Below are 25,436 nucleotides of genomic sequence, written 5' to 3'. Positions count from 1 at the left end.
GCTACCAGAAAGGCGCACGTGGGGCTTGCCCCCCATTGAAAGGTGTTCCATGTCCAATCGCACTTTCTCCACCGGCGTCGAAGTGAAAGATGCGCTGCGCGAGCAGGACTACATCGCGGACGACGAGTTTGCGGTGGTAGTTCACCTTGCGACGGCGTTGGGGCGTCCACTCCTGCTCGAAGGACCGGCCGGGGTCGGCAAGACGGAACTCGCGAAATCGCTGGCCGCGATCGGTGGACGAAAGCTCGTGCGATTGCAGTGCTACGAGGGTTTGGATGACAATCGGGCGCTCTACGAATGGGACTACGCAAAGCAACTCCTGCACGTGCAGATGCTCCGTGACCGGATCAGCGATCAGGTGGCCGAGTTCGACAGCGTCGCTGACGCGTCGAAGTTTCTGGCAGATCAGGATTTCGGTTTGTACTCAGAGAATTTCCTGTCGGTCCGGCCGTTGCTCGAGGCGATATTGTCACCGGAACCGGTCGTGCTTCTGGTCGATGAAGTGGACCGCACCGAGGAGTCCATGGAGGCGCTTCTCCTGGAAATTCTGGCCGAGCAGCAGATCACGATTCCCGAGGTCGGTACATTCGTGGCCCGGTCGCAGCCCTGGGTCATCTTGACGTCCAACGATACTCGTGAACTCTCGCCGGCGCTCAAGCGTCGGTGCCTGCACTACCATCTCGGCTACCCGACGTCCGAGCGCGAGCGTGAAATCGTCACCGCCCGTGCGCCGGAGGTTGATCAAGCCACCGCCTCCGAAGTAGTCGAACTGGCTCGAATCCTGCGTGACCTTCCGCTGCGCAAGAGCCCGTCGATCTCCGAGGTGATCGATGCGGCAAGGGCGGCAACGGTTCTCGCAGCCAGCGGCCTGGGGGTGTCGTCGGACGCCACGGTGCGCGACATCTTGCTGGCAGCGCTACTCAAGTACTCGTCGGATGTGACGCTTGCGAAGGAACGATTCGACGGAACAGCGCTGGAGTCACAGTCCCACAACGGCGGGGAGTCAGTCGAACGTGCCACTGTCGCAAGCAAGCCCGCGAACACGACGACAGCGGTGTTCCGGGGGACCGGCGGGCGGGATTCGCATCAACAAGGGATCCGCGGTGGCAGCGGACTCCGCTCGTCGCGATGACAATGCTCAGCTCTACCGCAAAGCCGTCGTTTGTCCTCGACGTGGTGTCGGCGAGCTTCGGCCGATTGCTGAGGGCGGCCGGAGTATCGGCGTCGCCCGCTGAGGTCATCGAGGTCCGGCGGGTCCTGGCGATGGTCGGGGCGTCGGATCGTGATGTCTTGCGTGCCTGCCTGCGGTCGGTGTGCGCCAAGTACTCTCACGAGCAACCGGGCTTCGATCGGGCATTCGACGCGTTGTTCCGTCCGATTCGAGACGGCAAGACGGCAGATCGCATTGCGTCCAGAACGGAAGTGGCCGACGGTCTGCCGACCGCACTCGGTATCGACGAGGATCAGGAAGTCGGCCGCTACGCGGAGTACAACGAGCGTGCCGCCGAGGTGGGTGACTACTTCGATACTCCGGAGGCGGAGAAGGGATTCAACCCGCACAAGGACGACGACGATGTGTCGATGACGTCAAGTGATGCTGAACTGTCGGTGGATACCGGTTCCGAAACGGGGCGACGGGGGGTCAGCTACACCGTGGACGTGGACAGAGCGTCGTCGGCTGTAGTCGGTGATCTCAGTACGAGTGTTGCTGCCGCTGTGGTGGGTTCGTTGTCCTGGGACGATCCGACGTCCATTCTCGCGTGGCTCGACGCGTACGATCCCAGCAAGGCCTATGCGGACGTCTCCGATGACGGACCGCTGACGCAGGCGCAGCTGAACCGCCTGGTCGAAGCTGTCGAAGCATTTGTTCAGGCGCTCTCCGCCGCTGCCCTGGCGGAGTCCGCTCCCGATGCCCCTGACAGTGAGGCGGCCGCAGGCCCCTCACATAACGACGTCGAACTTGCGTGCCACGAAGTGTTGCGCCGGATGCGAGGCCCCGCGAGACCGCGACCGCGCGAACGCTCCCGTGGGCGTTTGGACATGCGGCGGACGGTACGGTCGAGTTTGCGGACTGACGGCATTCCCTTCCATCTGGTGGTGAAAGCTCCTCGCCCCGATCGGGTTCGGTTGTTGCTGATCGCCGACGTCTCGCTGTCGGTCCGGCCCGTTACCGCGTTCACCTTGAGGCTGGCCCAGGCGATGCACCGGCGCGCCGACCGCTGTGAGGTGCTGGCCTTTGTCGATCGACCCGTCGACGTCACGGACACCCTGCTCGCCAGCAGTGGTGACGGCGCTCTGGCAGCGGTCCTGGCGCATCCAGGTCTGGACCTGGAAGCCAGCAGTGATTACGGGCGAGTACTCACCGAATTGCTGGACGAGCACGGCAACGCCTTGAACTCACGAACGTCCGTCATCATCGTCGGTGACGGGCGGTGCAACGGATTACCTCCGCAAGTGGAGAAGCTCGAGGAACTACGACGCAAGGTTCATCGATTGGCCTGGATCACGCCGGAACCACAGCGATATTGGAACCAGGCGTCGTGTGCGATGCCGGAGTACTCGAAGATCTGTGACGAGGTGGTGGTGGCTCGCGATGCCGCGCAGCTGATGGCCAAGGCGGCGGAACTGGGTCACGCACTTCGCTGAGGTGTGAAAAGCAATCCGAGAGTAGTGATGTACTGATATCCATGACGGTGACGAAGGCCGAGAAGTCGGCGCTGCGCTGGAAACCGATACTGCTGCTGACGGTAGTCGGTGCGGTATGCGGCCTTGTTGCTCTGGGAGTCTTCCAGTGGTGGTGGCAATCGTTGGCATCGCCGCACATCCTCACTGGCGGCGCATACTTCGATCCCGAGCCTGGTTTCACCGGAGCCAGCTTTATGGACCTGTACCCCGCAGAGCCTGCGCCGTGGTTGTATTCCGGATTGGTCCTCGGACCGACCGTGGTCGGCTTGCTCGCCGGCATCGTGTTCGTGCTGTTCGGCGGGCGGGATCGTCGTCGTCAGGAGTAAGGGTCTCCCTGGACGCACGGTCGAGGCATAAAGACAGTACCTACCCGATCGGGTAGGTATTCACCTCTCCTTGGGCGGGTGTGTGTCCGTCGATGCCCGCGTAGTCTCGGAACCGGCGCTTGTTAAGTGGATCACAGACTCGGCGCCGGGCGAGAGGAGAGTGGGAGCCGTGTCGGTGGATGTTCCGGACGCTGTTGACGCAGGTGAACACCGCCGTGACGCAGGTGAACACCGCCGTGACGCAGGTGAACACCGCCGTGACGCAGGTGAACACCGCCATGACGCAGGTGAACACCGCCGTGGCACCGCTGCCAGATTGGTGAAGTTCCATGCTCCGGAAATTGTGTTCGGCATCGGTTCCCTGGTCGAAGCCGCTCACGCAACCCTCCGATTCGGCGGTTTTCGCCCCTTTCTCGTCACCGACCCGGGCCTGGTCGAATCGGGATGGGTCAGTGAACTCGAGGCGCACTTGGCCGAGCAGGGGCTGCAGCCGACGGTCTGGGCTGGGCTGACTCCCAATCCCAAGGACTACGAGATTGCGGCCGGCTTCGGGGTGTACCAGGAGGGCGAGTGCGACGTCATCATCGCGCTCGGCGGTGGGTCTGTCATCGATGCGGCCAAGGGCGTCGCGGTTCTGGCCGCAAACGGCGGAAACATACTCGACTACGAGGGGGTCGATCAGGCGACCAAGCCGATTCCGCCCCTGGTGATGGTCCCGACCACGTCGGGTACCGGAGCAGATGTTTCTCAGTTCTGCATAGTCACGGACACCGCTCGGGGTACGAAGATCACGATCATCGGGCGAGCGTTGGTTCCGGATGTCACCGTCATCGATCCACGTTTGCTCACAACGATGCCCGAGTGGCTCAATGCGGCAACCGGATTGGATGCGTTGACGCACGGCATCGAGGCTTTCGTATCGCTTGCCCACAATCCGCTCACTGATCATCACGCACTCCGAGCGGTCGGCTTGGTCACCGAGAATCTGGTGCGCACAATTCATGAGCCGATGGAAATGGAAGCGCGATCCGTCATGGCTCAGGCGAGTCTCGAGGCCGGTCTTGCCTTCACCAACGCGATTCTCGGCGCGGCTCATGCGATGAGTCATCAAGTCGGAGGCATGCTGGATCTCCCACATGGCGTCATCAACGGGATCTTGCTTCCGCACGTCATTCGTTTCAATTCCACGACCGACGCGGCGCCGTTCGTGGCAATTGCTGCGGCGCTGAACCTTCCGGAGCAACGTGGCAGTGCGCAAGAAGCCGCGTTGGCGGTGGCGGATCGCGTCGAGCGGCTTGCCCGTGAGGTCGGTGTCCCGAAGGGTTTGGCGGAGTTGGGTGTTCGGGAGCAGGACTTGAGCCGCCTGGCAAGTTTTGCACTGCGTGATGCGTGCATGTCCACCAATCCGCGTGAAGCCACTCAGGAACAGATGGTGGCCTTGTTCCGGAGCGCGCTGTGAATCGGGCGAGATCATGACCGCAGACCTGTCGAGGCTCACCGGATTACGTTCGGGGAAGAGCACTTTCTATCCGCAGTACCGCGGCGCGGCTGAACGACTCGAGCGCGTCGTGCATGCATTGGAGTTGATTTCGCGGGCGCTGGTGAGAACAGTCGACGGCCCGGAGACGTTGGTCTGTGCTGTTGCCGAGGCCGCGCGTGCACATTTGAGTGCGCAGTGGGTGGTCTTTGCGCTCGCCGACGGCACCTTGCCTGACGCGGGGCCGCGACGGTTGGTTCTCGGACCGGACGCGACTCCGTTCCTGGTCGACAACGTCGAGGGTCCACCGCTGCCGGACGACGTCGTGGATTGTCTCAACGACATTCGGTGCGGCAGTATCGAATCGAATTCCGTGGTCGATCCGCACTACGCGTTTGTGCCGATCGTGCTCGGGGGTGGTGTTGTGGGCGCATTTGCGGCCTGGACTCCGCAGAATCGCACGCTCGATTCCACCGACGGCGCAGTTCTCAGCATCTTGGCCAGTCAAACGGCTGTTGCGCTGCAGAATTCGGCTCTGTATCAGCGCGGACAACTCTTGTTGTCGCGTGCCGAAGAGGCATTTGCCGAGGCCAATCGAACTGCCGCCGATCTGGCGGTGCGAAACAGTGAGCTGGAATCGACGCAACGTCAACTCGGGGTGGCGCACCGGCACCAGGTCGTCGACGACGAACGCCATCGTATCGCCCGTGAACTCCACGACAGCGTGACCCAGGCGGTGCTGTCAGCGGGTATGCAGATCGAAGTGTGCCGCAGTGACATTCCCGACGCCGAGCGAAGTGAAAGACTGGATCTGGCAAAGGATCTGACGAGGCGGGCCGTGGAGCAACTGCGCTCGGCGATCTACGCGCTCAACCACTCGTCGGATGAAGGCCGGACCTCGTTACCGGAGATGCTCGAGCAACTCAGCGTGGTCCACATGCCCGACGAGTTGGCCGTAAGTCTTCGTGTCGGCGGCACACCGGCCGAGCTTCCCGGTGAAACCGAACATGCATTGCTGCGGATCGCGGGCGAAGCACTCTTCAACGCCGCCGTTCACGCCCACGCCACTCGGGCGGTTCTCCGGTTGACGTATCGCACCGATACCGTGGTCTTGTCCATCTCGGACGACGGTGACGGAGACCCCGCGCGGATGCGATTGATCCTCAAACTGGCGGCGAGCAACGATCTCGACGGGCGGCACAGGGGCTTGGCCAACATGCAGTCCCGGGCACGCGAATTGGGTGGCACGCTCGATGTTCGTCGCGCGAGGATCGGGGGAGTCCAAGTGTTGGTTCGGGTGCCGCTCGCCGACAAGCCTGACAGTGATACTGAGACCGGCGCCGAAGATGCCTGTCCCACAACCGAGATCGAGGAATGATGACCACAGCACGCCCCGTCTCCGCCGGCCACGTCGGGCACAGAGATCCTGTCCGGCCCACCGAGAGTCGCGTAGTTCGGATCGTGCTCGTCGACGACCACGCGATACTGCGGCAAGGGCTGCGATCGGTGCTCGAGAGGGAAAACGATCTGCGCATTGTCGGCGAGGCATCGTCGTTGCCGGAGGCATTGTCGGTTGTCGATCGGGTGAGTCCCGACATCGTCCTCATGGACCTCAAACTCTCGGCGAGTTCGGACTACGAGGGATTGACGCTGTGCTCGCAGTTGTCCGTGGCGCATCCGAAACTCGGGTTACTGGTTCTCACCACATTTCTCGACGACCAACTGGTGGTTCGCGCTGTGCACGCCGGGGCGCGTGGATACGTTGTCAAAGACGTCGACACCACCGAACTGGTCCGGGCAATCCGGGCGGTATCTCGCGGCGAGAGTGCATTCGACTCGCGTAGTGCTTCCGCTGTGGTGCGCTCGTTGAACGGCCAGTCCACAACCAAGGACCGGTTGACGGATCGCGAACTCGAGGTCCTGCGGCTGCTCGCAAATGGATTGTCCAACATCAGGATCGGTGAGAGATTGTTCATCTCACCGACGACGGTGAAGTTCCATGTCAGCAATATCATGCGCAAACTCGAGGTGAGTCGGCGTGCCGAGGCAGTCTATGCGGCCAGCAAACAGGGATTGATCTAGACGCGCGTTGCTCGCCAGTCGGCCAGCATCCGCGGCATCTCCGCGGCCATGAAGTCGAAGAAGTCGCGAAGGTCGGCCATCCGGTCGCCGCCGCGTGTGCCTTCGCCAAGGACGCGAATGCCCTCTGCTGCTACCTCCGATACCTGGTACAGCGCAGACTGTTTGGTGACAAACGCGTCGGCCCACAGGTCTACACTGACGCGGTAGTGCTGACGCCTTGATCCCGGAACGGCGTCGCGTTCGATCAGGCTGACCTGTAGCAGGTATCGCACCGCGCCGGAAATGGCTGCCGCGCTCACGCCGAGCACCTCACCGAGATCGCCGGGAGTCGACGACGGCTGATTGCTGGTCATCAAAGCTGCCCAGACGCGTGCCGGCATGGGCGGGAAGCCCATGTCGATCAGCACCAGCGAGAGGCGCTCGACCAAGTGCCGGCTCTTGTCGGGATGGTCGGGCGGTTCATGTCGGGCGGTCATGTCGGTCATCGGGGAGTGTCCGATCTTTACGTTTTTCTATCTTCACACATTTGTGAAATCAGCGTACGGTCGAATTCATGGGTGCCGCAGTTTCGGTGAAAGACCTGGTCAAGACGTTCGGACCAACCCGAGCGTTGGACGGCTTGGATCTCGAGGTTTCCGAAGGCGAGATTCACGGATTTCTCGGGCCGAACGGTTCAGGCAAGTCGACCACCATTCGGGTACTGCTCGGCCTGCTGCGTTCGGATTCCGGCGAAGCAACGGTCCTCGGCGGCGATCCGTGGCGTGATTCCGTCGCCCTGCATCGGCGTCTGGCATACGTGCCGGGCGAGGTGAATCTGTGGCCGAATTTGACCGGAGGTGAGGCCATCGACCTACTCGCCGGCCTGCGAGGCGGGATCGATGTGTCTACGCGCGCAGAGTTACTCGATCGTTTCGAACTCGATCCCAGAAAGAAGGCGAGAACATACTCGAAAGGCAACCGGCAGAAAGTGGCACTCGTTGCCGCGTTCGCTTCGGACGTCGAACTCTATGTTCTCGACGAACCGACGTCCGGTCTCGATCCGTTGATGGAGGCGGTTTTCCAGGACTGCGTTCACGAGTTGGCCCATGCCGGGAAGACGGTTTTGCTGTCGAGCCACATTCTGGCAGAGGTGGAAGCGCTGTGCGATCGTGTCAGCATCATCCGTGAAGGGCAAACGGTGGAGTCCGGAACGCTGTCGGAACTGCGGCATCTGACCCGTACATCGGTATCGGTCACGACGCGCACACCGGTCGCCGGACTCGACGCCTTCGAGGGCACGTACGACGTGCTCGTCGATGGTGATCACGCGAAGTGTGAGGTCGACAGTGTTCGGCTCGGCGCACTGATGGAACACCTTGTCGGCTTCGGGATCGTGGCGCTGACGTCCACACCGCCAACTCTCGAAGAACTGTTCCTTCGTCATTACGGGGACGAACGAGCGAAGGAGAGTTCGGAGCATCTGCGAGCGGAATCGGGGGCGCGGCCGTGACTGCCACGATCAGCCCGGTCGACGTTCACCAAGGTACCCAGTTCACCGGTACATCACGGTTGGTTCGGCTTGCCTTGCGACGCGATCGAATTCAGCTCCCGGTCTGGCTGATTTCGCTGACCGTGTTTCTGATTTTTGTCGCTGCCAGCGTGGGTGGACTGTACAGCACTCCGGAGGAATTGCGTTCCGTTGCAGTCGGATCCGCAGTCTCACCCGTGGCGTTGGCCACCAACGGCATCGTGTCGGGATACTCCGAGGGCGCGATAGTTGCCAGCCAGGGCGTTCTGGTGTTTGCGTTGGCAGCGGCATTGATGAGCACGCTGGCGGTGGTGCGCCACACTCGGCAGAACGAGGAGACCGGGCGCGCCGAGATGATCGGTGCGGCGGTTGTCGGTAGGCGTGCGCTACTGACGTCGGCACTTGTTGTCACGATCGGTGCGAATATCGTTCTGGCTCTTGCCAGTGCAATCGGTCTGGTGGCCATCGGGCTTCCGGCGGACGGCTCGCTGGCGCTGGGAGCGGCGATCGGCGGCACCGGTATCGCGTTTGCCGGCGTTGCGGCTGTTGCGGCTCAAATCACGGACGGTGCTCGCACGGCCAACGGTATCGCGGGCGCGGCCATCGGAATTGCGTTCATGCTACGGGCGATCGGCGACGTCGACAGCACCGTGGTCGACGACGGTACCCGCGTGGTCAGTGGGTGGATGTCGTGGCTCTCGCCGATCGGGTGGGCGCAGCAGATACGACCGTACGACGACAACGCCTGGTGGATACTGCTGCTGCTCTTCGGTTTTGCCGTAGTTCACATCGGGATTGCCTTTGTGCTCATCGGTCATCGTGACCAGGGAGCGGGACTGGTCCAGCCGAGGCCGGGGCCACCGGTCGCGGCGCGCTGGTTGCCGTCGGCGTGGGGTCTGGCGTGGCGCATGCAGAGAGTGACGATGTTCTGGTGGCTATTCTCGGTAGTCATTCTCGGATTCTCGTACGGGGCAGTCGGAAACGAGATCGACCAGTTGGTGGGTTCGTCGCAGCAGACTGCTGACCTTTTCGAGCAGCTCGGTGGGGGATCAGCCGCATTGGTCGATTCCTACCTGGCGACCGCGTTGGGTTTCCTGTCGATAGTCATTGCGGCATATGCGGTTCAGAGCATTCTCCGCATGCATGGCGAAGAATCCTCGGGAAGGTTGGAACCGCTGTTGTCCACGGCACTTCCGCGCTGGAAGTGGATGCTTTCGCACGTAAGCACCGTTGTCGGCGGGGTGGTGCTCGCGCACATTCTTGCGGGCGTGTTCACCGGGTTCGCGTTCGGTCTGGTTACCGACGATATCGCGGGCAACACTGTGCGGATGGCAGGCGCGGCGCTGGCCTATCTGCCGGCAGTGCTGGTCGTTCTTGCAGTCGTGGCTTTGGTTTTCGGACTGTTTCCGGCGATTGCGTCGTCGCTGTCGTGGGGTATTTTTGCGGCCTGCATCGTTCTCGGGCAATTCGGCGTGCTGTTCAAGCTTCCCCAAGTAGTCCTGGACCTTTCACCGTTCACTCACGTTCCCACCGCACCCGCCGAAGCCGTGACCGCTTTGCCGCTGGTTGTGTTGACCGCTCTGGCACTAGCTCTCGGTGCGTCGGCGATTGCTGCGTTTGCACGCCGAGACATCCGAATGTAGCGGCTCGGTCACGATGTCGGTCGACAGTGGAGATACGCGTCTGTGACAACCTGGAACATGCGATTACCCTGCGCATCAACCAATTCGGCGGTTGTAGTCACCAGTCCACGCGAGCGCGTGTCGAGTACTACGTCGTCAACGGTGAGCGTGCCGCTCAAGGTGTCGCCGGGACGGAGTGGGCGCAGGAACTGTACGTCGCGCATGGACTTGCCGGCAATGACGTTCCATCGGTCGTAAATGCTTGCGACCACAAGTCTCTGACAAATTGCCAAAGTGTGTACTCCGCTGCCGATCAAGCCGCCGAACACGCCGGATTCGGCGGCCTCTTTGTCGGTGTGGAACCACTGAGGGTCCCATTGCGTCGCAAAGTCGACAATTTCCTGCTCCGAGACCGTGTATGAACTCAACTCCATGATCTGGCCGATCCGAAGATCTTCGGCGTAGACGGAGCGATGGTGAAGGGCGGCAGAATCGTTCATGTTCTTCTGGATCTCCTGCGGGTAGGCCTGTACTCGGAACATACGCCACCTACCGAGCCACTAGAATCGGGAGATGGTCAACGACAGGCACCTCGATCCAAACGCACTGGTAGGGGAGTGGAACTTCGAACGAAGGATCGTCGACCGCCGTGCAGAAGTTACAAAACGCGTCACGGGAACAACCACCATCGAAGATGCCGGTGACGGCCGACTGCGCTGGTTCGAAAGCGGGACATTGTTCGACGGCGACCTGGAGTTGCCGGTTTTCCGCACTCTGTTCATCGAGCAGCATGACGGCGAGTGGGCAGTCACCTTCGAGGACGGTCGAGAGTTTCACGACTGGGCGCCGGGAGACGACGTCGAGCATCTGTGCGGCGCAGATACATACCGGGGCCGCATCGACATCGATGTCGAGGAAGCCACAACAGACGCGCAGGCTGCGTGGTCCGTCGAGTGGACGGTGACCGGGCCGAGCAAGGACTACACGATGACGACGCACCTCGCGAGATCGTCGTAAATGACGCGCGACGCACGCATGGCGGCTGTAGATTCCGGGTCATGACTGAACCGGTGAAAGGCCCAGCGTCGTATTTTCCGTCGATCGAGAAGAAATACGGACGGCCGATCAGCGAGTGGCAGGAGCTGATTCGCAGTTCCGACCTGACAAAGCACATGGAACTGGTCACCTGGCTGAAGTCCGAGCACGGGCTGGGGCACGGACATGCCAATGCTCTAGTGGCGCATACCCTGAAGGAAGATGCCGGCTAGCACTTACCGCGCATCGAGTATCAGCCATCCACCGTGATGTTCGAACACCTCGAACGCCGCGCCGGTCTTCTCGCCAACGGCGCGCAGTGATTCGAGGTCGAAGGTCCGGATGTGCCCGTGGCATGCAGTTGCCTCGTCCTCGAACGGGACGGCGATGACAACACGCTCTCGGGCGATCCGCAGGGCCTGCGCGATCACCTTCTCTCCCACGGCATTGTCGACATGTTCGAGCAGATGAATTGCCGTGACGGTATCCGCACTCTTGTCGGGTGTTGGTACCTCACCGGCGTCGCAGATCAGTGTGTTGATCGTGATACCCAGTTCTGGGGCAACCGCGTCGAGCAGGATCATGGTTCCGGGCAGGATATCCGTCGCAGTGACGTCCATTCCGGCGCCGGCGAGGCGCAACGGCAGGAATCCGAAACACGACCCGAGGTCGAGGACGGAGCCGCGCACGAGTTCGTGTGCTTTCTCGTGGATGGGCGCAAAATCGGCGCTGCCGTCCAGGAGTTCGCGCAGTGAGTTCCGGTAGTAGGTGGTCCATGATTCGAGGGCTCCGTCGACGGTGGAGCGAACCAGTCCCACCATCGTGAGTTCGAATTCGTCCTGCCCGAAGTCGGCGTCCTGGATCGAGGCGGTCACGCCAGCGACGAGCCGTTCGCTGAGGTCGTCCGCAGTCAGGGAATGCCGCACCAGCAGCGTGCCGTCACTGCGATCGAGAGTGAGGGGACCTGACGCCACCCGCTCGACCGTGACGTGGCCGAACGACCATCGCCCGGGTGTCGAGGGCGCAAGTGAATCCATGACCGGTGCGGCGGGTGCTGACATGGTGGGCCTTCCTAGATGCTGATACCGGTGCGCAAGGACTGTGTTCCGGTTCGCAGAAGTTCGGGTAGTTCAAGTGCGTCGTCGGTGAGCCACTGTTCGTAGGCGGCCATCGCGACACCGAGCAGAAGGTAGCCCACAGTCCGCGGACCGTGATCGGTCGGTTCGAGGTTCATTCGCTTGGCAGCGTACTCGGCGACAACCTGGCGCCAGCCTTCGTACATCACCACCGAGTATGCCTGAAGCGTGGGCACGGTGAGGATGAGTTCCATCCGGTTACGGTGCACAGCAGTCTCTTCCGGGGGAAACGTGTTGAACGTCAGTAGTGCGGATTCGAGGGCGTCGACAAGCGGCATGTCCTCGGGCAGCGAATTGAAGTGTTCACGCATCTGAGCCAGATGACCGTCGAAGTCGCCCCATGGCACAGCGTTCTTGGACGGAAAGTAGCGGAAGAACGTCCGGCGAGCGATTCCGGCGGCGTCGGCGATCTGATCGACACTGACCTCGTTGAAGCCGAGCGTGGAAAAGAGTTCGATGCCGACCGTGCTGATTCCCTCCCTGGTAGTGGAGGGGCGACGACCTATCCGAGCGGACGGGTTTTTGCGGCTTCGCATACTTTTTCTGCTCCCAGTCTGTCATTCTGCACTCGATGCCATTACAGTGGTGAACCGAGTCACAGTGAAGTCCCACTCGTGACCACAGATTCAGGAGGAATCCATGTCCGATCGTGACAATAAGGCACTCGACAACGACCTCATCGAAGAATCGCTGGTCGAAGAGGTTTCGATCGACGGCATGTGCGGCGTGTACTGACCGTGCCTGCTTTGAATCTCGATGCGGGGTGGAAACTCCACCCGCAGGTAGCGCTTCGCCCCGAACCTTTCGGGGCGTTGCTCTACCACTTCGGAACGCGCAAGCTCTCGTTCCTGAAGAACACGACCATCGTTGCGGTGGTCAAGGCGTTGCCAGACCATCCTGATGTCCGGTCCGCACTACGTGCGCAAGGCATCGAAGATGACGCGGCTCCCCAATATGCCCGCGCGCTGAGCACTCTCGCCGACTCGCACATGATTGTGCCTGTCTGAGTCGCTCGCTCGCTCCCACGTGCGGAACAGCCCTCTGCACGTTCGCCCGCTTCATTTCTTTGCGAGGACACAGCCATGACCTCAGTTCTTGAACATCCCTCCACACCGGCACCGGTGGGTCGCCTCGTCGATCAGTTCGAACTCGGACTCGACGCCCCCATCTGCCTGACGTGGGAACTTACCTACGCCTGCAACCTGTCCTGCGTGCACTGCCTGTCGTCGTCGGGTCGCCGCGACCCCAACGAGCTGAGCACCGAGCAGTGCAAGGCCATCATCGACGAGCTGCAGCGTATGCAGGTTTTCTACGTCAACATCGGTGGCGGTGAGCCGACCGTGCGTTCCGATTTCTGGGAGCTCGTCGACTACGCGACGGACCACCAGGTCGGCGTGAAGTTCTCCACCAACGGCGTGAAGATCGACAAGAAGGTTGCTGCGCGCCTTGCGGCCAGTGACTACGTCGACGTGCAGATTTCCATCGACGGCGCCACCGCTGAGGTCAATGATGCTGTGCGCGGGCCTGGTTCGTTCGCGATGGCCGAGCGTGCGCTTGCCAACCTGAAGGAAGCCGGCTTCAAGGACGCCAAGATCTCCGTAGTCGTCACGCGGCACAACGTCAGCCAGCTCGACGAGTTCAAGGCTCTCGCGGACAAGTACGACGCGACCCTGCGCATCACTCGCCTGCGTCCTTCAGGCCGCGGCGCCGATGTGTGGGACGATCTGCATCCGCGTCCCGAGCAGCAGCGTGAGCTCTACAACTGGCTGGTCGCCAACGGTGAGGGCGTCCTGACGGGCGACTCCTTCTTCCATCTCTCTGCGTTCGGCGATGCACTGCCCGGTTTGAACCTGTGCGGCGCGGGCCGAGTTGTGTGCCTGATCGACCCGGTCGGTGACGTCTACGCATGCCCGTTCGCGATTCACGATCAGTTCCTCGCCGGCAACATCGTGAAAGACGGTGGCTTCCAGCACGTCTGGCAGCATTCGGACCTGTTCCAGGAACTGCGTTCGCCGCAGACCGGTGGCGCGTGCAGCAAGTGCAACCACTACGACTCCTGCCGCGGCGGCTGCATGGCAGCCAAGTTCTTCACCGGCCTGCCGATGGACGGACCCGATCCCGAATGCGTCATCGGAAACGGTGAAATGGCGTTGGCCGGCGCGGGAGAGATCCCCAAGTCCAGCGTCGACCACTCACGATCAGGTCAACGTAAAACCCCGCGCGCATCGGTGCCCTTGACACTGATGATGCGTCCCCCCGCCAAGATTTGTGACGAAAACCCGCTAGCGGGAATGTAAGTAGCTTTTCTGGCTACTTGCGATACGAGAGGTTTGATTGATGGCAAAGAACGCATTCTTCGAGACCGTCGCTGAAGCACAGCGACGTGCGCAGAAGAGGTTGCCCAAGTCCGTGTATGCAGCGCTGGTGGCTGGATCCGAAAAGGGTCTGACCGTCGACGACAATGTCGCGGCATACAGCGAACTGGGTTTCGCTCCGCACGCGGCCGGATTGCCGAACGAGCGGAACATGGCCACCACCATTATGGGGCAGGACATTTCGCTTCCGGTGATGATCTCGCCGACCGGTGTGCAGGCAGTGCACCCCGACGGTGAGGTGGCGGTTGCACGGGCCGCTGCGGCGCGGGGAACGGCCATCGGCCTGAGTTCTTTTGCCAGCAAGTCCATCGAAGAGGTCGCTGCGGCCAACCCGCAGGTGTTCTTCCAGATGTACTGGGTCGGTAGCCGCGACGTGCTCCTACAGCGTATGGAGCGCGCTCGCGCTGCCGGCGCCAAGGGCCTGATCATCACCACCGACTGGTCCTTCTCGTACGGCCGCGACTGGGGCAGCCCGTCCATCCCCGAAAAGATGGACCTCAAGGCCATGTTCCAGTTCGCGCCCGAAGGCATCATGCGCCCGAAGTGGTTGTTGGAGTTCGCCAAGACCGGCAAGATCCCGGACCTGACAACACCCAACCTCGCGGCTCCCGGCCAGCCGGCACCGACGTTCTTCGGCGCGTACGGCGAGTGGATGCAGACTCCGCTTCCGACGTGGGAAGACATCGCGTGGCTGCGTGAGCAGTGGGGTGGCCCGTTCATGCTCAAGGGCATCATGCGTATCGACGACGCCAAGCGTGCAGTCGACGCCGGTGTCTCCGCGATCTCCGTCTCCAACCACGGTGGCAACAACCTCGACGGCACCCCGGCGCCGATCCGTGTGCTCCCGGGGATCGCCGAAGCTGTGGGCGATCAGGTGGAAGTTGTTCTCGACGGCGGCATCCGACGCGGCGGCGACGTCGTCAAGGCTCTTGCGCTCGGAGCCAAGGCAGTCATGCTCGGCCGCGCGTACCTGTGGGGCCTTTCGGCAAACGGTCAGGCCGGTGTCGAGAACGTGCTCGACCTCATGCGTATGGGCATCGACTCGGGACTCATGGGTCTCGGCCACTCGTCCATCACCGAGCTCAGCAAAGATGACCTGGTCATTCCGGAGGGCTTCACCCGCACGCTGGGCGCGAGCTGAACCTCTGGCTCTGATCGAGCTGTGAGTTGAGCCTTCAGGAACACACAACCCTGGCCGGACACCTTGTCCGGTCCAGGGTTGTTTTCGGTCCGCACGAGACCAATCTTGCTGTGGGAAGAGGTTTCTCGGATCGGCACCGCGCGTACTACCAGCGCCGCGCCGAGGGCGGAGCCGGGATCGTAGTCACCGAAACGGCGTCGGTTCTGGAGAACGACTGGCCATACGAGCGTGCGCCGCTGGCATCTCGGTGTGGGCCGGGTTGGCGAGCGATCTCATCGGCATGCGCGGCGCACGGCTCCCTGGTCCTCGCGAGCCTGGGGCACACCGGGATGCAGGGATCGAGCGCCTACTCGCAGTCGGTTCTGTGGGGGCCGTCGAGGGTCGCTGATCCGGTGACACGCGAGCTGCCGATGATGATGGAACAGAACGACATCGACGCTGTGGTCGAGGGTTTCCGTACATCGGCAGCGCTTGCGGTGAACTCCGGGATGGACGGCATCGAGATAGATGCCGGCCCGCGAAGCATTCTGCGGCAGTTCCTTTCGGGGTTGACCAATACGCGCGGGGACAGGTACGGACGTGATCGGCTGACGCTGCTGCGGGAAGTCCTGCACGCAGTTCGCGGCTCTGTCGGTGCGAACCGTGTGGTTTCCCTCCGGATGTCGTGCGACGAGCAGGCGCCGTGGGCGGGCGTCACGCCGGAGCTCGCGGTCGGGTATGCCAGTGAACTGGAACGGTATCTCGATCTGCTGGTTGTGGTGCGCGGCGGTCTCTACTCGACCGCGGGGTATCGCCCGGACTTTCACGCAGAACCGAACTTCAATCGTGAACTGTGCCGATCCGTCAAGGCCGCAGTTTCGATTCCGGTTGTGTTGCAGGGGAGCGTCGTCGACATCGCGGACGCCCATGACGCGCTCGAGCATGTGGATTTTGTGGAAATGACCCGAGCGCAGATCGCCGACCCGGACCTGGTGGTGAAGTCAGCCCGCGGAGATCAGCCGCGTCCGTGCGTTCTGTGCAATCAAACGTGCCTCGTGCGCGATCCGCGTAATCCGGTGGTGACGTGCGTCGGAAATCCGACTGCCGGATTCGAGACGATCGATCCTGATGAGCGCGAGCAGGATTCGATTACCGGCCCGGTGCTTGTGGTCGGGGGCGGACCTGCGGGATTGGAAGCTGCACGAATCCTGGCCGGGCGCGGCGCTGCCGTCACCGTTGCAGAACAATCGTCACGGTTCGGCGGGATGATCCGAACCTTTGCGCAGGGGAAGGGGCGCAGTCGATTTTCCTTGCTTGCACAGTGGCTCGAAGACGAATGCCGTCGCAGCGGCGTCACCATGCTGACCGAGCACACAGTCAGCCCACCGGAGATCGACGACGCACGAGGCCGTGGAGGCGTGGTGATCGCGTCGGGCAGTATTCCCAGGCCGCCGACGTACTCCGTCGACACATCCGTTCTCTGGATGGACGCGGCGCAGGCGCAGAGGCTTGGCGGCGATTCGATCAAAGGCCCTGTTGTTCTTGTGGATCCGTTGGGTGGGCCGGTAGCCGTTGCGCTTGCGGAGGAGTTGGCAGAGTGCGGACTCGACGTCTCGATCGTCACACCTGACACAATCGTCGGTTCGCGGTTGGGTATGAGTGGCGACCTTGTCGGAGCGAACACCAGACTTCAGCAGGCTGGGGTGAACCGAGTGTGTTCCTCGCGGGTACGTGCGGTTGTCGACGGCTGTGTGCACGTCGAGAACGTCTACACGGATGTCGCTGCAGAAATCCGGTGCGCGACCGTGATCGACTGCTCGCCTCGATTGCCTGACAACTCCCTGCAGTATTCGGCAGGCGATTATTCGGTGTGGGCCGGCGTCGGCGACACGATTGCTCCGAGAACTGTTCTCGAATCCATCCACGAAGGGCGCCGCGCAGGGTTTACTACTGGAACAGGTTTCAATTCCGTGGAGAGGATCGATTCATGACCCAGGTACGTTCACTCGAAGGCCGTGTTGCATTCATTACCGGCGCGGCGCGTGGTCAGGGCCGCTCACACGCAATTCGCTTGGCCAGGGAGGGCGCGTCGATCATTGCGATCGACGTCTGCAGTGCTGTTGCCGAGCACAACACCTACGACGCAGCGACCCCGGAAGACTTCACTGAGACCGTCCGCCTGGTCGAGGCCGAGGGTGGCAAGATCCTCGCGCGTGAGGCTGACGTTCGAGACAGTGCCGCGCTCGCTGCTGTGGTGAAGGACGGAGTCGAGCAGTTCGGTCGACTCGACATCGTGGTGGCCAATGCGGGCGTCTGCAACTGGAATCGATTCTGGGAGATGTCGGACGAGCAGTGGGAAACCCTCATCGACATCAACCTCACCGGTGTGTGGAAAACGCTCAAAGCGGCCGTGCCGTCCATCATCGAGGGTGGGCGTGGTGGTTCGATCGTCGTGATCAGTTCGGTCGCCGGACTGAAGGCGATGCCCGGTCAGGCGCACTACGGAAGCGCAAAGTTCGGTTTGGTCGGTCTCACTCAGGCAGCGGCAAAGGAACTGGGGGAGTACAGGATTCGCGTCAACTCCATCCATCCGTACGGGGTCAATACCCCGATGGGTGTTGATCAGGGCGCTCTCGCCGTGTTCCAGAACTACCCGCAATACCTCCCGAACTTCACCCCCATTCTCACGGAGACGGCTTTTGCCGAGCCCGACGAGATCTCCGATACCGTCGTGTGGTTGGCCGGTGACGGTTCACGCACCGTGACGGCAAGCCACATCGCTCTTGATCAAGGTAACTCCAAGGTCTGATGACGCCATATCCTCGCCTCTTCGAGCCGCTGCGCCTGCGCGATTTCACCCTGCGTAACCGGGTGGTGTTCTCTGCGCACCTGACCAACTATGCAGAGAACGGGTTGCCGACGGCGCAGCATGCCGCGTATTACGAGGCGAGGGCGCGAGGTGGCGCCGGCTTGATCATCAGTGAGGAACATTCGACTCATCCGTCGGATCGACCGTACGAGAAGATGATCGCCGGATACAGGCCCGAGGTGGTCGAGGGCTATCGCCGGATCACCGATGCCGTGCATGCGCACGGGTCGGTGATCCTCGCTCAGATCAATCACAATGGAGGACAGGGCGCCGGAACGTATTCGAGGCTCCCGCTCTGGGCGCCCAGTGCTATAGCCGATCCACTGTTCCGGGAAGTCCCCAAAGCTGTTGACGACGGCGATATCGCGGAGATCCTCGACGGTTTTTCGCTGGTCGCGCGCAACTGTATCTCCGGCGGGTTCGACGGCGTGGAATTGCAGGCGTCGCAGTCGTCGATTGTCCGAGCATTTCTGGCGCGGTCGACAAACCAGCGAACGGATCGGTACGGCGGTGCTACTGAGAACCGTGCCCAGTTCCTCCTGGAAGTGTTGCGAGTTCTTCGCCGCGCCATCGGCCCTGATCGAATTCTCGGAGTTCGTCTGAGCGGTTACGAAGGAACCAGCGGTGGTATCGAGTTGCCTGACGCGGTCCTGACTGCGCAGCTGGTGGAAGCCGACGGTCAGGTCGACTACATCAACACCGCTATCGGCATGGCCACAGAGACTTTGCATTTGATCGAGGCATCGATGGCGGTGCCGAAAGGTTACGCGAACTTCATTCCATCGGCGATCAAGGAAGTGGTGTCACTTCCCGTGATCGGTGTCGGCCGATTCAAGTCACCGGAACAGGCTGAGCAGGCGTTGGACGAGGGGCTGTGCGATCTAGTGGGGGTAGTGCGTGGTCAGATCGCAGACCCTGATTTTGTGAACAAGGCACGCGCGGGCCAGCCCTCGCAGGTGCGAACCTGCCTCTCCTGCAACCAAGAATGCGTCGGACGGATGGGGCTCAACCGTTGGTTGGGCTGCACGGAGAACCCACGGGCCGGACGAGAGTCCGTTGCTTTACCCCGGCCGCGGTTGCAGGGCCGCAGCGTAGTTGTTGTCGGCGGCGGGCCGGCTGGTCTGCAGGCAGCGGCTACCGCCGCGCAGCGTGGGCATCGGGTGACGCTGTTCGAGCGCGACGCCGTTCTTGGTGGCCAGATCCGTACTGCCTGCGTGATGCCTGCTCGCCGGGAACTGGGTGATCTGATCCGAAACCTCGAATCCGAATGCCGCAGAGACGGAGTCGCCATCGAACTCGATACTGAAGTGACAGCGCAGAGGCTGATCGAGTTGGCCCCCGATGTGGTGGTGGTGGCGACGGGAGCAAAGCCGGTGCGCCCGGTGTGGGCGGGCGACCTGCGCAGAGTTGTGGGTGTTCGCGACGTGCTCGACGGGAAGGTGCTGCCGAGCGGTTCCGTATTGGTGTTCGACGAACTGGGATTCCACCAGGGCGCGTCGGTGGCGGAGTTCCTCGCAGATCGCGGGTGCGCCGTCACGATCGCCACCAACGGGATGGTTGTGGCCCAAGATTTGAGTATCACTTTGGATTTCGAAGGCTGGAACCGTCGGGCGCATGAGAAGTCGATAGTTCAGCGTACGGATCTGATGGTGACCGCCGTGCACGGCGAAGGTCCAGTGACTGTCGAACTGGTGCACCATCCCACGGGAGTCTCCGAGTCTGTTGCTGCGGACTGGGTGGTGTTTGCGACGCAGCAGGAACCGGTGGATGAACTGTGGAATGCGCTGCATGGCAGTTCCTTCGAGGTCTACCGAATTGGTGATGCTCTGTCGCCGAGGCGTTCGCACAGTGCCGTCATTGAAGGTCACAGGGTTGCAGTGAGCCTCTAATCGCACGCAGGCGTGTGCACCGGGGCGTGTTTGATCCCCGGTGCACATGGTGGTTGCTCAGGCTGCTGTTGGTGGTGTGTTCCCGGGAACGGGAACTTGGTACGGATCCACGGACATTGGTGGATAGAACCGGGTTTTTCGGTCGTCTCCGATGTCGACTCGCCACTCGGTGTGATGCATCATCCGATGGTGGTGACCGCACAGCAGGATCAGGTTGTCGAGGTCCGTGGGGCCGTCATCGAGCCAGTGGATCAGATGGTGGGCATCGCACCAGCCCGGTGGAGTGCCGCAACCGGGGAAGGCACATCCACCATCTCGCACCGTCAAGGCCCGCCGCTGCGGGACGCTGGCAAGGCGTGCCTTCATGCCGTGATTGAGCGGAACACCGTTGCCGTCGAGGAGGATTCGGGTGACCTCGCAGTCGCAGGCCAGCATTCGGGCGGTGTCGAGGCTGATGGGGCCGGCCCAGTTGGTGATCGCGTACCCGAGTTCCTCGGTGGAAGGCAACATGTCTTTGAGGGCCTGAAGATCGGTCATGTCTTTTGCGGTGGCGGTGATCGTCAGGTGCGGTTTCACGCCGCCTTCGACGGGACCGAGGCCCGCGGCTTCGTAGCGGCGCAGCATTTCGCAGAACCCGTCGGCGCGTCGAAGTGCCGGGGTGCGTCCGTCTTTCACACCGTCCTTCTCCGGTGTGGGCGCCGAGAGGGCGGACAGTAATGCGATGAGACGGGCACCGTTGACGGCGTCGAGGTCACCTTTCACGCTGACTCGCCCGTACAGTCCGCGGGAGGCGTAGAACTCGTTGAGCTCGGAATCTTCACCGGCCGGCACTCCGTCGGCACGGTTGCCGTACTGCTTCTGGATCCGTCTAATGGCCGCGCGGACGGAATCGCAGTCGGTGACCTTCTTCGAGGCGAGGGCCAGGAGGATCTCGCGGGCTTTCTCGACGTCGGCGAGGCTCATGTTCTTGGGCGGGCGCTGGCAGAAGTGGGCGACCTGACGCGCTTTCAACGCGTCGATGTCGCCGTCGTGAAAAGATTGTCCGACAACAGGTTCGAGCATGAACAACCGCGCCAGGCCGACAAGTTGGCTGCATTCACCGATCTCGAGATTGGTGGACAGGTGCAGCCACTGCGCGATGGCGCGGAATCCTTGGCCGCCGAGGGTGTCGCGGGTGAACATTTCCGTGATCATCACAACCATGCGGGACTGCATCTCGTGCCGGGCGCGAGCGAGGTCGAGAACCTCGCTCTTGAGGCCCTCGCCGTCGTATTGCCACGCTTCCCGACTGTCCATGCACTAATTTTAGTCGAACAGGATTTCGATTCCTAGGGACATATCGGACAGGTTTCTTGAATCTAGATCCGATAGTTGTTGATATGCAGTAATTTTCGTCTTTCTGGTGACGCGACTCGGTGATCTCCTGGTGTCGCCAGGGTTGCAGTCGCGAGCAGCACGCCGTGTGCAAGAAGTAACCCTGCTGTAGCAATTAGGTGCCGAATACTTCTGGGTACCAGAGGTATTGGTGCTTCGTCATGCGACGCTTTCGTGCTGTTATCCGCCCTTGATTGAAATGGCAGACTTTGACTTCTGGTCACTGTAGGGGGATCTTTGTGCCGGGGCATGTGCGCTGCCCATGCGCGAACGGCCGACGAATATGATCTCATCATGACCGAAACCCGTGAACTGTCCGCTATCCCGAGCCCAGGACTCGAGGGGTCTGCGCACACCGTCGTGGTTCCGGTCGGTTCTTTCGAGCAGCATGGCCCGCACTTGCCGCTGGACACCGATACCCGAATTGCGAGGGCGGTGTCGAACGAGCTTCCCGGCGTCGTGGTTGCCCCGGCCCTCGAGTACGGAGCGAGCGGGGAGCACGAGGGTTTTGCCGGGACGATTTCCATCGGCGCCGAGGTCATGGAAATGGTGGTTGTCGAGTACGGACGGTCGGCATTCCGGTGGGCGAAGAGGGTGCTGTTTGTCAACGGTCATGGTGGAAACGGTCCGGCGTTGGCAAAGGCTGTGGCGCTGTTGCGATACGAAGGCCGGGATGCAGCTTGGGTGCCTTGTGCGGTTCCGGGGGCGGACGCCCACGCGGGCAGGACAGAAACCAGCCTCTTACTGCACCTTTCGCCGGAATGTGTAGATATGAACCTGGCGGAGGTAGGAAATATTTCTCCTATCTCAGACCTGATGCCAGGATTGCGTTCGGGCGGTATGGTCGCTGTGTCGGATAACGGTGTTCTGGGTGATCCAGTTCAGGCAAGTGCCGTGGACGGCGCGCACATTTTCGACGAGTTGGTGCAACGTGTGACGGATGGACTGGCCCGGTGGAGTCCGGGCCCGGATGGGAGGCTTCGGTGATGGTTGTTACCGATGGGGGGCGGGCGATCTACCCGAACCGATTCGCGGTGTTTTCCCTGACGATCGCCTGATGCGACCCGCACGACTCCCCGACGGCTTCGGCATTCGGTTGGATCCCAAAGTTCGCACGTACTCGGGTGGCCGCGTGCTCATCGGCGGTTCGCCTACGCGCATGCTCAAACTGGCTCCGACAGCAGCGGCGATGATCGGCGACGGCTTCCTCGAGGTTGTCGACCACCAGAGCGCCGCGGTGGCGCGCCATTTGCTCGATTCGGGCGTCGCGAATCCTCGGCCCATGTCGACGCCGTCGGCGGCTGACGTCACTGTCGTGATTCCGGTCAAGGACAACGTTGCCGGCATCGAGCGGTTGTTGCCGGTGCTCAAGGATCTGGCGGTGATCGTTGTCGACGACGGGTCCGACGTTCCTCTCGATCCGCGGCGGGACTACCCGGGTACGGGAACTGTCACTGTTGTCCGGCACGAGTATGCGCGTGGTCCCTCGTCGGCCCGTAATACGGGATTGCGTTCGGCACAAACATGTTTCGTGGCGTTCCTCGACTCCGACGTCATTCCGCGAGCAGGCTGGCTCGAGCTGATGCTAGGGCACTTCAGTGATCCTGGTGTGGCGCTGGTAGCGCCGCGAATTGTGGCCCTCGATCCTTACGGGACGTCACTGGCTCGGTATGAAAGTATGCGTTCCTCCCTGGATCTCGGGCGGAAGGAAGCCGCCGTCAAGTCCGGCAGTCCGGTGTCGTACGTACCCAGTGCGGCCATGATCGTGCGGCGCGACGTGGCTCTGGACTGCGAGGGATTCGACGAAAACCTCGAGGTGGCCGAGGACGTCGATTTCTGCTGGCGCCTGCAGTCAGCCGGTTGGCGACTGCGCTACGAACCGGTTGCCAATGTCGCCCATGACCATCGGGTTCAGTTCGGCAAATGGTTCAGCAGACGAGCTTTCTACGGAACCGGCGCTGCGCCGTTGGCTGCACGCCATCCGGGTTCGGTGCCGCCCATGGCGATGTCGGTCTCGACGCTGTTCGCGTGTGTTGCGGCAGCAACGCTCACCAAGTCGGGGTTGGCCGGAGCGCTCGGCGCTTTGCTGTTCACCGTGTTCCGGTTGCGGAAGATGTTCACTGGTCTGACGCAGCCGACGCGCATCGCGGCGATTCTCACTGCCCAAGGATTTGTGGGCGGGTTCTGGCAATTGGCGTCGGCGATGTGCCGTCACTATTGGCCGGTGACGCTGTTGGCGGTGATCAGCTCACGCAAGATCCGGCGATTGGCGATTGCCGCGGCCGTCAGTGAAGGGCTGGTGGACTGGTATCGGCACCGCGAGCCAGGTGGTTTGGGTCCGGTTCGGTACGTGTTGTTCAAACGGGCCGACGACGTCGCGTACGGATTCGGCCTGTGGCGTGGTGCGATCGAGGCGCGCGACCTGGCGGCATTGAAGCCCCGAATCACCAAGTGAGCGTTCCGGATCGCGCAGACTTCGTGGTGGTCGGTGGCGGCACCACGGGCTGTGTGGTCGCGGCGAGACTCAGCGAGGACCCGGCCGCACAGGTGCTTCTTCTCGAGGCAGGAAGTGGATATCGTTCGACGGTTGATCTTCCGGGTGTCCTCGATGATCCGTATTTGCTCCCGGTGGGACCGGCTAGTGAACACACCTGGACGTATCCGGTCGAATTGACGCCAAGTCGACGCGCCACCGTCTCGCGTGGGCGAACTCTCGGTGGGAGCGGCGCGGTAAATGGTGCGTACTTCGCGAGGGCCACGCGCACAGATTTTGACCTCTGGCCCGATTCCTGGAGTTACGAGAAGGTGCTGCCGTACTTCCGGAAGTCGGAGACCGATCACGATTTCGGCGGGCCGTATCACGGTGACAATGGTCCAATTCCGGTGCGTCGGCGCCAACTCGACGACATGCATCCATTCAGCAGTCGGTTCCATGACGCGGCACGTGCAGCGGGTTTCCCCGAGGACGCCGACAAGAATGCGCCGGATTCGAACGGCGTCGGCCCGGTCCCGTTGAATATCTCGGACCATCGTCGTATCAGTACTGCGGTCGGCTACCTGTTGCCGGCGATGGGGCGTCGTAATCTCACCGTCGATGTCGGTGTCACCGTGCTGCGGATCGTGTTCTCCGGGACGCGGGCGGTGGGCGTCGATGTCCTCGACGGCACAGCGTTGCGGCGCATCCGCGGGCGCCACATCGTGGTGTGCTCCGGCGCGGTTGCGACGCCGCTCCTGCTCCTCACTTCCGGCGTCGGATCGGCTGATCAGCTTGTGGCTCATGATGTTCCGGTGGTGGTCAACCTTCCGGGCGTGGGGCAGGGTTTTGTCGATCACCCGGAAGTGCTGCTGCCTTACCGGTATTCGGTTCCGGAGGCATTGCGGCCGCAGACCCCGGTGCTGGAAATGGCTCTGAACGACGCGGACCTCGAAATACGTCCGTACACAGCGTCGTTCACAGATTTGGTACCCGGAATTCCGCAGATGGATCATGGGATCGGAGTGGTGCTGATGGCTCCGCGCAGCCGCGGAACCGTCGAGCTCGATCCGAAGGCGCCCGGTGGATCGCCGCGGATTCGATACAACTACGTCGACTCAGCGCACGATCGTCGAGTCCTCCGGCGGGGAATGCAGATCGCGGAGGACCTGCTCGAAACCATTGCGAAGACCGGGATGATCCGGCGGCCCGAGATCGAATATTCGGACGAGTGGATCGAATCGCGGTTGGGCACGTCGCTGCACATGTCGGGAAGTTGCGTCATGGGTTCGGAGTTCGATCCGGATGCGGTTGTCAACGATCGATGCAGTGTCCTCGGCGTCGAGGCACTCAGTATTGTCGACACATCGATCATGCCGGTGATTCCCACTCGCGGTCCCCATGCAACTGCGGTGATGCTGGCTGAACGAGCAAGTGAACTGGTGCGTGACGCTGCGCGGGCGTGA

At 62.1% G+C, this 25,436-nt stretch carries 25 protein-coding genes; 20 read left to right on the top strand and 5 right to left on the bottom strand.

The window, feature by feature from the left end; all coding sequences use genetic code 11:
* The first annotated feature begins 49 nt into the window (after nucleotides 1–49).
* From C7T36_RS04260 to C7T36_RS04235, 6 genes are all read left to right on the top strand, one after another.
* Nucleotides 50–1,132: a MoxR family ATPase gene (locus tag C7T36_RS04260; RefSeq protein ID WP_033236410.1), complete on the top strand. Its 1,083-nt coding sequence runs from the start codon at nucleotides 50–52 to the stop codon at nucleotides 1,130–1,132.
* Nucleotides 1,129–2,646 (top strand): VWA domain-containing protein, encoded by a 1,518-nt coding sequence (locus tag C7T36_RS04255; RefSeq protein ID WP_045070907.1) that lies wholly within the window; start codon nucleotides 1,129–1,131, stop codon nucleotides 2,644–2,646. The genes C7T36_RS04260 and C7T36_RS04255 overlap by 4 nt, the downstream gene beginning before the upstream one ends.
* Before the next feature lie 41 nt (nucleotides 2,647–2,687).
* On the top strand, nucleotides 2,688–3,011 hold the full coding sequence (locus C7T36_RS04250; protein WP_045070904.1) for a hypothetical protein: 324 nt from the start codon (nucleotides 2,688–2,690) through the stop codon (nucleotides 3,009–3,011).
* Nucleotides 3,012–3,327: 316 nt separating this feature from the next.
* The gene (locus tag C7T36_RS04245; protein WP_230590363.1) at nucleotides 3,328–4,470 is read left to right on the top strand and encodes an iron-containing alcohol dehydrogenase; all 1,143 of its coding nucleotides are present in this window, start codon (nucleotides 3,328–3,330) and stop codon (nucleotides 4,468–4,470) included.
* 13 nt (nucleotides 4,471–4,483) lie between these two features.
* Entirely contained in the window at nucleotides 4,484–5,866 is a 1,383-nt protein-coding gene (locus C7T36_RS04240) for a GAF domain-containing sensor histidine kinase (RefSeq protein ID WP_045070901.1), read from the top strand.
* The gene (locus C7T36_RS04235) at nucleotides 5,866–6,570 is read left to right on the top strand and encodes a response regulator transcription factor (RefSeq protein ID WP_045071244.1); all 705 of its coding nucleotides are present in this window, start codon (nucleotides 5,866–5,868) and stop codon (nucleotides 6,568–6,570) included. Before C7T36_RS04240 ends, C7T36_RS04235 begins: the two co-directional genes overlap by 1 nt.
* On the opposite strand, the gene C7T36_RS04230 is transcribed toward C7T36_RS04235, so the two are convergent.
* Nucleotides 6,567–7,055, bottom strand: coding sequence for a GbsR/MarR family transcriptional regulator (locus C7T36_RS04230; protein ID WP_033236406.1), 489 nt, complete (start codon nucleotides 7,053–7,055; stop codon nucleotides 6,567–6,569). The two genes, C7T36_RS04235 and C7T36_RS04230, sit on opposite strands and share 4 nt — an antisense overlap.
* A gap of 68 nt (nucleotides 7,056–7,123) precedes the next feature.
* Here C7T36_RS04230 and C7T36_RS04225 point away from each other — a divergent pair, with 68 nt between their 5' ends.
* Together C7T36_RS04225 and C7T36_RS04220 are read left to right on the top strand one after the other, a co-directional pair.
* Complete coding sequence (locus tag C7T36_RS04225; protein ID WP_033236405.1) at nucleotides 7,124–8,059, top strand: ABC transporter ATP-binding protein; 936 nt, start codon at nucleotides 7,124–7,126, stop codon at nucleotides 8,057–8,059.
* Nucleotides 8,056–9,720 (top strand): ABC transporter permease, encoded by a 1,665-nt coding sequence (locus C7T36_RS04220; protein ID WP_045070899.1) that lies wholly within the window; start codon nucleotides 8,056–8,058, stop codon nucleotides 9,718–9,720. The genes C7T36_RS04225 and C7T36_RS04220 overlap by 4 nt, the downstream gene beginning before the upstream one ends.
* Before the next feature lie 8 nt (nucleotides 9,721–9,728).
* Here C7T36_RS04220 and C7T36_RS04215 read toward each other — a convergent pair whose 3' ends face one another.
* Nucleotides 9,729–10,199, bottom strand: coding sequence for a MaoC/PaaZ C-terminal domain-containing protein (locus tag C7T36_RS04215; RefSeq protein WP_045071242.1), 471 nt, complete (start codon nucleotides 10,197–10,199; stop codon nucleotides 9,729–9,731).
* Between the two features lie 73 nt (nucleotides 10,200–10,272).
* On the opposite strand from C7T36_RS04215, the gene C7T36_RS04210 reads away from it, so the two are divergent.
* Together C7T36_RS04210 and C7T36_RS04205 are read left to right on the top strand one after the other, a co-directional pair.
* Nucleotides 10,273–10,716, top strand: coding sequence for a DUF6314 family protein (locus C7T36_RS04210; protein ID WP_045070896.1), 444 nt, complete (start codon nucleotides 10,273–10,275; stop codon nucleotides 10,714–10,716).
* 41 nt (nucleotides 10,717–10,757) lie between these two features.
* Nucleotides 10,758–10,967, top strand: coding sequence for a DUF4287 domain-containing protein (locus C7T36_RS04205; protein WP_033236403.1), 210 nt, complete (start codon nucleotides 10,758–10,760; stop codon nucleotides 10,965–10,967).
* Nucleotides 10,968–10,970: 3 nt separating this feature from the next.
* On the opposite strand, the gene mftM is transcribed toward C7T36_RS04205, so the two are convergent.
* Both mftM and mftR read right to left on the bottom strand, forming a co-directional pair.
* Nucleotides 10,971–11,795 (bottom strand): mycofactocin oligosaccharide methyltransferase MftM, encoded by an 825-nt coding sequence (mftM, locus tag C7T36_RS04200; RefSeq protein ID WP_045070894.1) that lies wholly within the window; start codon nucleotides 11,793–11,795, stop codon nucleotides 10,971–10,973.
* Nucleotides 11,796–11,806: 11 nt separating this feature from the next.
* Nucleotides 11,807–12,406 carry a mycofactocin system transcriptional regulator gene (gene mftR, locus C7T36_RS04195; RefSeq protein ID WP_033236401.1) on the bottom strand — a complete coding sequence of 200 codons (600 nt, stop codon included), beginning with the start codon at nucleotides 12,404–12,406 and terminating at the stop codon, nucleotides 11,807–11,809.
* A gap of 103 nt (nucleotides 12,407–12,509) precedes the next feature.
* On the opposite strand from mftR, the gene mftA reads away from it, so the two are divergent.
* The 7 genes from mftA (at nucleotide 12,510) to C7T36_RS04160 (ending at nucleotide 20,123) form a co-directional block, all read left to right on the top strand.
* Nucleotides 12,510–12,605 carry a mycofactocin precursor MftA gene (gene mftA, locus C7T36_RS04190; RefSeq protein ID WP_072782308.1) on the top strand — a complete coding sequence of 32 codons (96 nt, stop codon included), beginning with the start codon at nucleotides 12,510–12,512 and terminating at the stop codon, nucleotides 12,603–12,605.
* Entirely contained in the window at nucleotides 12,590–12,877 is a 288-nt protein-coding gene (gene mftB, locus C7T36_RS04185) for a mycofactocin biosynthesis chaperone MftB (protein WP_033236400.1), read from the top strand. The genes mftA and mftB overlap by 16 nt, the downstream gene beginning before the upstream one ends.
* Nucleotides 12,878–12,952: 75 nt before the next feature.
* Nucleotides 12,953–14,167, top strand: a complete 1,215-nt coding sequence (gene mftC, locus C7T36_RS04180; RefSeq protein ID WP_033236399.1) for a mycofactocin radical SAM maturase — start codon at nucleotides 12,953–12,955, stop codon at nucleotides 14,165–14,167.
* 40 nt (nucleotides 14,168–14,207) lie between these two features.
* The gene (gene mftD / locus C7T36_RS04175; RefSeq protein ID WP_045070891.1) at nucleotides 14,208–15,386 is read left to right on the top strand and encodes a pre-mycofactocin synthase MftD; all 1,179 of its coding nucleotides are present in this window, start codon (nucleotides 14,208–14,210) and stop codon (nucleotides 15,384–15,386) included.
* A gap of 26 nt (nucleotides 15,387–15,412) precedes the next feature.
* Complete coding sequence (locus C7T36_RS04170; protein WP_045070889.1) at nucleotides 15,413–17,356, top strand: mycofactocin system FadH/OYE family oxidoreductase 1; 1,944 nt, start codon at nucleotides 15,413–15,415, stop codon at nucleotides 17,354–17,356.
* Entirely contained in the window at nucleotides 17,353–18,174 is an 822-nt protein-coding gene (locus C7T36_RS04165) for a mycofactocin-coupled SDR family oxidoreductase (RefSeq protein ID WP_045070887.1), read from the top strand. The genes C7T36_RS04170 and C7T36_RS04165 overlap by 4 nt, the downstream gene beginning before the upstream one ends.
* Nucleotides 18,174–20,123: a mycofactocin system FadH/OYE family oxidoreductase 2 gene (locus C7T36_RS04160; protein WP_045070885.1), complete on the top strand. Its 1,950-nt coding sequence runs from the start codon at nucleotides 18,174–18,176 to the stop codon at nucleotides 20,121–20,123. Before C7T36_RS04165 ends, C7T36_RS04160 begins: the two co-directional genes overlap by 1 nt.
* A gap of 57 nt (nucleotides 20,124–20,180) precedes the next feature.
* Here the strand turns inward: C7T36_RS04160 and C7T36_RS04155 are convergent, their stop codons facing one another.
* On the bottom strand, nucleotides 20,181–21,419 hold the full coding sequence (locus C7T36_RS04155; protein ID WP_045070883.1) for an HNH endonuclease signature motif containing protein: 1,239 nt from the start codon (nucleotides 21,417–21,419) through the stop codon (nucleotides 20,181–20,183).
* 372 nt (nucleotides 21,420–21,791) lie between these two features.
* Here C7T36_RS04155 and mftE point away from each other — a divergent pair, with 372 nt between their 5' ends.
* The 3 genes from mftE (at nucleotide 21,792) to mftG (ending at nucleotide 25,436) form a co-directional block, all read left to right on the top strand.
* Nucleotides 21,792–22,484 carry a mycofactocin biosynthesis peptidyl-dipeptidase MftE gene (mftE, locus tag C7T36_RS04150; RefSeq protein WP_045071240.1) on the top strand — a complete coding sequence of 231 codons (693 nt, stop codon included), beginning with the start codon at nucleotides 21,792–21,794 and terminating at the stop codon, nucleotides 22,482–22,484.
* 70 nt (nucleotides 22,485–22,554) lie between these two features.
* Entirely contained in the window at nucleotides 22,555–23,952 is a 1,398-nt protein-coding gene (gene mftF / locus C7T36_RS04145; RefSeq protein ID WP_033236971.1) for a mycofactocin biosynthesis glycosyltransferase MftF, read from the top strand.
* Nucleotides 23,949–25,436 carry a mycofactocin system GMC family oxidoreductase MftG gene (mftG, locus tag C7T36_RS04140; RefSeq protein WP_045070881.1) on the top strand — a complete coding sequence of 496 codons (1,488 nt, stop codon included), beginning with the start codon at nucleotides 23,949–23,951 and terminating at the stop codon, nucleotides 25,434–25,436. Before mftF ends, mftG begins: the two co-directional genes overlap by 4 nt.

Source organism: Rhodococcus sp. AD45-ID (assembly GCF_003023755.1).
GTDB classification, from domain to species: domain Bacteria; phylum Actinomycetota; class Actinomycetes; order Mycobacteriales; family Mycobacteriaceae; genus Rhodococcus_F; species Rhodococcus_F globerula.
This window is presented reverse-complemented; position numbering and strand designations above follow the sequence as displayed.

Coding starts and splice junctions, on each gene's coding strand:
- C7T36_RS04260 (WP_033236410.1), top strand. CDS start 50: ATGTCCAATCGCACTTTCTCCACCGGCGTCGAAGTGAAAGATGCGCTG.
- C7T36_RS04255 (WP_045070907.1), top strand. CDS start 1,129: ATGACAATGCTCAGCTCTACCGCAAAGCCGTCGTTTGTCCTCGACGTG.
- C7T36_RS04250 (WP_045070904.1), top strand. CDS start 2,688: ATGACGGTGACGAAGGCCGAGAAGTCGGCGCTGCGCTGGAAACCGATA.
- C7T36_RS04240 (WP_045070901.1), top strand. CDS start 4,484: ATGACCGCAGACCTGTCGAGGCTCACCGGATTACGTTCGGGGAAGAGC.
- C7T36_RS04235 (WP_045071244.1), top strand. CDS start 5,866: ATGACCACAGCACGCCCCGTCTCCGCCGGCCACGTCGGGCACAGAGAT.
- C7T36_RS04230 (WP_033236406.1), bottom strand. CDS start 7,055: ATGACCGACATGACCGCCCGACATGAACCGCCCGACCATCCCGACAAG.
- C7T36_RS04225 (WP_033236405.1), top strand. CDS start 7,124: ATGGGTGCCGCAGTTTCGGTGAAAGACCTGGTCAAGACGTTCGGACCA.
- C7T36_RS04215 (WP_045071242.1), bottom strand. CDS start 10,199: ATGAACGATTCTGCCGCCCTTCACCATCGCTCCGTCTACGCCGAAGAT.
- C7T36_RS04210 (WP_045070896.1), top strand. CDS start 10,273: ATGGTCAACGACAGGCACCTCGATCCAAACGCACTGGTAGGGGAGTGG.
- C7T36_RS04205 (WP_033236403.1), top strand. CDS start 10,758: ATGACTGAACCGGTGAAAGGCCCAGCGTCGTATTTTCCGTCGATCGAG.
- mftM (WP_045070894.1), bottom strand. CDS start 11,795: ATGTCAGCACCCGCCGCACCGGTCATGGATTCACTTGCGCCCTCGACA.
- mftR (WP_033236401.1), bottom strand. CDS start 12,406: ATGCGAAGCCGCAAAAACCCGTCCGCTCGGATAGGTCGTCGCCCCTCC.
- mftA (WP_072782308.1), top strand. CDS start 12,510: ATGTCCGATCGTGACAATAAGGCACTCGACAACGACCTCATCGAAGAA.
- mftC (WP_033236399.1), top strand. CDS start 12,953: ATGACCTCAGTTCTTGAACATCCCTCCACACCGGCACCGGTGGGTCGC.
- mftD (WP_045070891.1), top strand. CDS start 14,208: ATGGCAAAGAACGCATTCTTCGAGACCGTCGCTGAAGCACAGCGACGT.
- C7T36_RS04165 (WP_045070887.1), top strand. CDS start 17,353: ATGACCCAGGTACGTTCACTCGAAGGCCGTGTTGCATTCATTACCGGC.
- C7T36_RS04160 (WP_045070885.1), top strand. CDS start 18,174: ATGACGCCATATCCTCGCCTCTTCGAGCCGCTGCGCCTGCGCGATTTC.
- C7T36_RS04155 (WP_045070883.1), bottom strand. CDS start 21,419: ATGGACAGTCGGGAAGCGTGGCAATACGACGGCGAGGGCCTCAAGAGC.
- mftE (WP_045071240.1), top strand. CDS start 21,792: ATGACCGAAACCCGTGAACTGTCCGCTATCCCGAGCCCAGGACTCGAG.
- mftF (WP_033236971.1), top strand. CDS start 22,555: ATGCGACCCGCACGACTCCCCGACGGCTTCGGCATTCGGTTGGATCCC.